Source organism: Streptomyces sp. NPDC056373, assembly GCF_042262425.1.
Classification (GTDB): domain Bacteria; phylum Actinomycetota; class Actinomycetes; order Streptomycetales; family Streptomycetaceae; genus Streptomyces.
In genome coordinates, this window is the sequence record NZ_JBHJPX010000004.1 from 501,505 (window position 1) to 507,504 (window position 6,000).

Here is a 6,000-nt window from a genome sequence, read left to right on the forward strand (position 1 = left end):
GTATGCATGCCCAGCACCCGGACCGAGGAGGACGGCAGTGGACTGGCGCGTGTTCGCACGGGAGACGGCCTCCATGGCGCGCGACCTGCTCGCCCAGGAGACGGTCGACACCACGCTCGAGCACATCACCAGAGCGGCCACCGAGCGTGTACCGGGGTGCGACGCGGCCGGCATCCTCCTTCTGCACGGCAAGCGCGTGCAGACGCTGGCGCCCACCGACGACCTGGTTTCCGAGAGCGACCGGCTCCAGGAGCGCCTGACGGAGGGCCCCTGCTTCGACGCGGCCCGCACCAGCACGGGGGAGCGCGTGTTCCGCATCGCGGACCTCACCGCCGAGCAGGAGCGCTGGCCCGCCTACGCCACCCGGGCCCGCGAACTGGGCGTGGGCAGCATGATGGGCTTCCTGCTGTACACCGAGGACCAGGACCTGGGCGCGCTCAATCTGCACTCGCACCGGCCGGGATCCTTCACGGACGACAGCGAGACCGCCGGCTGGCTGCTGGCCTCGCACGCGGCGATCGCCTTCTCCAGCGCACGCAGCCACGCCCAGATGGAGCAGGCACTGGCCACGCGCCACACCATCGGTGAGGCCATGGGCATCCTCATGGGCAGCCACCGGCTCACCGAGGAGCAGGCGTTCGACGTGCTGCGCCGCTACTCGCAGGAGAAGAACATGAAGCTCCGCGAGGTCGCCCGGCGGGTCCGCGACGAAGGCCGCCTGGACTGACGGTTCCCCCAGCACACATTCTGAACTGGGGGAACCTGGTCGGGCCGATCCCCCGGGGGAGCGTCACCAACTCGACCTCCTCTGCGGGTCCCCCTCAGAACCGCTCTCTCACCTCCCGTCTTCTCGCTCCTGGGGCGCCACGCGAGCTCCGTGTTCCCTGGTGCCCCCTTCATCGGATGAGCCGTGGGTTCGAATCCGGCAATTCCTGAGGGTCATCGAACAGAAGTAACCCGTGCGAGTGAATACATCGATTGCACGTGCTGGTCGACCGTATCAGCGTTCCATTCTTTCCCACTCATCCCGTGCATCTCTTCAGAGTTGGCGGCCTCCGCGCGGAGCCGTGAGGCATAGTGACACGTGGCAAAAATCCGCGTAGCCTTGCGAAACTGGTCGTCCTGAATACGGTCGGAGTGCCTGGCGGCGGTACGACCCGTGGCACCAGAAGGAGCTTTTCATGCCCGATGCCGACCCGATGTTCTACCGACACCTGCTGAGCTCCCAGCTTCAGGAGGCGCGCAAAAAGGCGGGGTATTCGCAGCCCGATGTTGCGCGAGAGACCGGATGGTCCCTGTCGAAAGTGATGCGCCTGGAGTCGGGCAGGGTGAAGATCTCCATGACCGATCTCAAAGCGTTGATCAACTTTTATGATCTGGACCCGGACGACAGGGCGAAACTGCTTCGCGCCGGGGAGGAAGCCCGCCGGCAGCCCTGGTGGTACGAGTACCGGTCCCTGCTGTCCGAGGGATTTCAGTCCTACCTCGGTTACGAGGCGTCGGCGTCCGTGATCCGCAACTTCGAGGCACTCTTCGTTCCCGGTCTGCTGCAGACCGAGGAGTACGCGCGCGTCGCCCTTCAGCAGTCCGTGGTCCCGGAGAAGGAGGAGCTGCTCGACCTCCGCCTGAAGCGCCAGGAACGCATGCTGAGCGAATCGTCGAGCACCGAGCTGCGATTCCTGATCGACGAGGCCGCGCTCCGACGCGTGGTGGGCAGCAGCGAGTTGATGGAGGCCCAGATCCGGCACCTGCGACAAGTCAGCGCGCTGGAACACGTGAGCATCGGGGTGGTGCCTTTCAGCAGCGGGCTTTATCCCCTGCTGCGTTCACCGTATGTCATCTTCGAGTTCGCCAAAGCCGAGCAGGAACGGGTGGTGTACCTCGAGAACCCCGACGGAAGCGTCATCCTCAACAACAAGGCGATCGTGGGTGTGCAACGGAGCGTCGAAAACTATCTCGAAGCCTTCTGGGAGATCGAGAACAGTTACGCCCAGCCCATCTCCGAGTGGAGCGCAAATCTCCCTCAGCTCGCCGCATAGCGCCGGGACAGGGAACCCAGAAAGGAGGCCCATGCCGTGGAACCGACCGAAAGCCGGGGCCCCTCGGACACTTTCGAATCCCTGACCATGACAGGCTGGCCCAGTAGGACTTCGACGCAGTTTTCCGGCCCACTGGCGGAACTCTTCCGCCACTCCGATGTCGGATCCGGAAAGGTCACGACTCCCCCAATCCCGCACTGCAGTACCGACGGCACAGTCAGGCCCCAGGCCGTCAGTATGACGGCAGGAGTCATGACTGCCAAGGCCGCCGAAAACCGATGATCTCGACATCGAAGAAGGGGACGGTCATGGAAATCTGACCTGGCACATGGTGCTCCGCAGAACGGCAAGCTTCTTTTCGGCCAAGCATGCGGAGAGTTTTCACAGCGAGAAGGGGAGCGCTCGGTCAGCCGGCAAGCATCGTCCGAGTACTCCCCCACCGCGAAGCGCCCTCGTCCACTCGAATGAACCAGGAAGCCTCATGGCAGATAGTAACGCGAGTCGTGTCACCCGCCAGAGCCACGGCCGGGCATTCCCCACCGGTCGTATAGCGAGCTCGGGGGGAGGCACCTCATGACTCAGTTGCCGCCGCCTCCTGCCGGGGGGCTGTCGCAGCGAGCCCTGCTCATCATCATCGCCTTACTGCTCGGCCTTCTCACGGGCCTCGCGGCGGGCGTGCTGGCCGTTCTGCTGCACGCGACGATCTTCGGCGCGGTGACCTGTGCGGGGGGCGCGTTCATCGCCGTCACGATGCTGCTGTTCAGGATCTGCGAACTCCTGCGCTGACGCCGCTGCACCTGCTGCCGGCCCGAACCACGGACCGACAGCAGGACCGGACGGCCGGCTCAGCACGCGTGCCCGCCCCGCCCATGCCGCCTTGCGGCCCCCTCAATGCTGTGTCCGGACGCGCAGAGCCTGGACGGACCAGTCGAACACGGGAGCCAGGCTCTCCGGGGCCGGCCAGCCGTTGACCACTGCGAGCAGCTGGAGGTATCGCTCCCTGCGGGGGTCGTTCACGCTCTCCAGCCGAGTCGCCAGACGGCGGCGAAGCTCGACGTCGTCTGGGCGGCCGAGGAGGTGCGCGTAGTACGCCGTGAACGCCGCGACGATCGGATCGGCCTGGGGTGAGGCCGGGTCGATGCCGGCGGTCAGGGCCGGGCCGGCCTGGTCACGGACGGCTGCGGTGATGTCGCGGCGCGGGCCCGTCATGTCGCTTCGGGTCTGCTCGGCTGCCTGGTCCTCGACCATCCGCCGCACGGCGGTGCGGAAACCCGGGTCCAGGGATATTTCGGCCAGCTCCACCCACGCCTGGACCTGCTCTGCCTCCGGGTTGTCGGGCAACTCGGGGGTCATCGAGCGCATGGCCCCCGCGAATGCGGGGGTGGCGCCAAGACCGCCGAAGGCGGCGTCGAGGAAATCGCCGATCAGACGTCTGCGTTCGTCCTCGGAAAGCTGGGCCAGCCGGTGCATGAGTTCCGTCTCCTCAGGTGTGGACCCGCGCTCGGCCACCGCCGTCAGCACCGCGCGCCGCAGGCACAGGACGCGGATCTGCACCGCCAGTGCTTCGGCGTGCGCCGCGGCGACCTCGGGAAGCGAGAGCTCGCGGTCCACGACCTTGTGGATCGTGGGAAGGTCCAGTCCCAGCTCACGCAGGGTCCGCACGAGGTCCAGGCGTGCGACGGCGTCGATGTCGTAGAGGCGGTGGCCGGCCGGGGTGCGGTCCGTCGGCGCCACGATTCCGCGATCGGAGTAGAACCGGATGGTCTTGACCGTGAGACCGGTCCGTCGAGCGAGTTCGCCGATCGAGTAGAGCGTGTCGCCGTCCATGCCCCCACCTTTGTGTCTCCCCCTACTGGAGACGCAAGTCCCTTCGCCTGCCGGCAGGTCACCGCGCACCCGTTCTTCCCGATGCGGCCTCACCGTGCACTTACGTCATCGAGCGCGACACCACTGAGCCCCCTCCGGGTCGAAGGGGGCTCGGTAGTCGCCAGAAACGCTTCAGCGAGGCTGCGAGAGCCTCAGGACCCACTCCACCTCGGAGTGGATCTCAGTGTGAGTGCCCGCTCGGCGCCGGCGCAGCGTTCTTGACCGTGAGAGGCAGCAGCTTCTTGCCCGTCGGGCCGATCTGGATGCTCGTGTCCATCTGCGGCCATTCACCAACGGACCCAAAACCGCTACCGTGCAGGTCATGGGGAAGCGAACGAGGACCCGCGCCGCAACTGACCGCGGGCTGTACTCAGTTGATGCCGAATGGTCCGAGGCCGACTTAGCCCTCTTACGGGAGCTGAAGAAGACGGAAGCCCTCCTGCCGGACGACGCACCGCGGGCACTCTTGTCCGTGCGTCTGTCGGTCCTCACCGACGACACGACATCGCCCGTCCGGCAGGAACTCGATCTACGCCTGCTCGCCAGGGAGCGTGGCTGCCGAGTGGTCGGAGTCGCGAGCGATCTCAACGTCTCTGCGACGAAGGTTCCGCCGTGGAAGCGCAAGGAGCTAGGGGACTGGCTGAACAATCGGGCCCCTGAGTTCGACGAGATCCTTTTCTGGAAGCTGGACCGCTTCGTACGTCGCCTCTCGGACCTCAGCACCATGATCGACTGGTGCTTGAAGTACGGGAAGAACCTCGTCTCCAAGAACGACTCGATCGATCTGACCACGACGGCCGGGAAGATCATGGTCACGATCGTCGGCGGCATCGCCGAGATCGAGGCCGCCAACACCAGCACGCGTGTAGCGAGCCTCTGGGACTACACCAAGACACAGAGCGACTGGCTCGTGGGCAAGCCGGCGTACGGGTACGAAACGGCGGAGGACGAGAACGGCAAGGTCGTACTCGTCATCGACGAGGACGCGCGCCGGGCGCTGCACTGGTGCCGTACGGCCGCCTTGCGGGACAAGCCTGCTTCCGCCCGGCGCATGGTCAAGGTCCTGGTGCGCGCGGGCCTCTGCGGATCAGGCCTGACAGCGTCGACGCAGCTCCGCCGACTCAGGAACCCGGCGCTCATGGGCTACCGCGTAGAAGAGGACAAGAACGGGGGCGTACGCCGCTCGAAGATCGTCTTGGGGAGCGACGCGAAGCCCATCCGCGTGGCAGACCCGATCTTCACCGAGGACGAGTTCAACAGCCTTCAGGAGGCCCTCGACCGTCGGGGAAGGAACCAGCCCACCCGGCGCCCGGAGGGGGCAACCAAGTTCCTCGGCGTCCTGATCTGCCATGACTGCGGCTCGAACATGACTGTTCAGCAGAACCGCGTCAAGAGTTGGACCTACTCGTACCTGCGGTGCGGCAAGTGCAAGGCCGGAGGCCACGGCGCTCCGAACCCTGACGAGATCTACAGCAAGCTCGTCAACGACGTTCTGAGGGTTCTCGGAGACGAACCCGTCATGACACGCGAATACCGGCAGGGCGCCGAGGCCCGCAAGGAACAACAACGCCTGGAACAGTCCATCAGCTACTACATGACCGGACTAGAGCCCGGAGGCCGCTTCACGAAGACGCGCTTCACCAAGGAGCAGGCAGAAAAGACACTGGACGACCTCATCAAGCAGCTGGAGACCATCGACCCCGAGTCGACCAAGGACCGGTGGGTGGCCGTGCACAACGGCAAGTCGTTCCGTACCCACTGGGAGGAAGGCGGCATGGAGGCCATGGCCGCCGACCTACTCCGGGTCGGCGTGAAGTGCGTGATCAAGCGGACGAAGGTGAAGGGCGTACGAGCCCCGCGCATCCACATGAAACTGATGATCCCCAAGGACGTACGAGACCGGCTGATACTCAAGGAAGACGACTTCGCGGAAGCCTTCTGACACGGTGCGCCCAACAGATGCGGACGGCCGCCTTCCCAAGCTGCATGGGGAGGCGGCTCCTAAGGGCTGTCCCGCAAAGATCTTGAAGTCGCCGCAGGCATGGTGGGCCGCCGTGCGGCCCGCTTGCCTATCCGGCGAGAGCAAGGTTGTGCA

The 6,000-nt window shown here is 65.7% G+C and carries 6 protein-coding genes; 4 read left to right on the top strand and 2 right to left on the bottom strand.

Going from position 1 to position 6,000, the window contains the following annotated elements; all coding sequences use genetic code 11:
- Positions 1–37 precede the first annotated feature (37 nt).
- Together ACFCXS_RS11410 and ACFCXS_RS11415 are read left to right on the top strand one after the other, a co-directional pair.
- A complete protein-coding gene (locus tag ACFCXS_RS11410; protein WP_376643013.1) occupies positions 38–727 on the top strand; it encodes a GAF and ANTAR domain-containing protein in 690 nt (229 codons plus the stop codon).
- Positions 728–1,181: 454 nt separating this feature from the next.
- Positions 1,182–2,039 carry a helix-turn-helix domain-containing protein gene (locus tag ACFCXS_RS11415; protein ID WP_376643014.1) on the top strand — a complete coding sequence of 286 codons (858 nt, stop codon included), beginning with the start codon at positions 1,182–1,184 and terminating at the stop codon, positions 2,037–2,039.
- Here ACFCXS_RS11415 and ACFCXS_RS11420 read toward each other — a convergent pair.
- Positions 2,024–2,293, bottom strand: a complete 270-nt coding sequence (locus ACFCXS_RS11420; RefSeq protein WP_376643015.1) for a DUF397 domain-containing protein — start codon at positions 2,291–2,293, stop codon at positions 2,024–2,026. The two genes, ACFCXS_RS11415 and ACFCXS_RS11420, sit on opposite strands and share 16 nt — an antisense overlap.
- 319 nt (positions 2,294–2,612) lie before the next feature.
- Here ACFCXS_RS11420 and ACFCXS_RS11425 point away from each other — a divergent pair, with 319 nt between their 5' ends.
- Positions 2,613–2,825 (top strand): hypothetical protein, encoded by a 213-nt coding sequence (locus ACFCXS_RS11425; RefSeq protein WP_376643016.1) that lies wholly within the window; start codon positions 2,613–2,615, stop codon positions 2,823–2,825.
- 102 nt (positions 2,826–2,927) lie between these two features.
- Here ACFCXS_RS11425 and ACFCXS_RS11430 read toward each other — a convergent pair whose 3' ends face one another.
- Positions 2,928–3,866 carry a MerR family transcriptional regulator gene (locus tag ACFCXS_RS11430; RefSeq protein WP_376643017.1) on the bottom strand — a complete coding sequence of 313 codons (939 nt, stop codon included), beginning with the start codon at positions 3,864–3,866 and terminating at the stop codon, positions 2,928–2,930.
- A gap of 361 nt (positions 3,867–4,227) precedes the next feature.
- Between ACFCXS_RS11430 and ACFCXS_RS11435 the strand changes: the two genes are divergently transcribed.
- A complete protein-coding gene (locus ACFCXS_RS11435) occupies positions 4,228–5,847 on the top strand; it encodes a recombinase family protein (protein WP_376643018.1) in 1,620 nt (539 codons plus the stop codon).
- Positions 5,848–6,000: the final 153 nt, after the last annotated feature.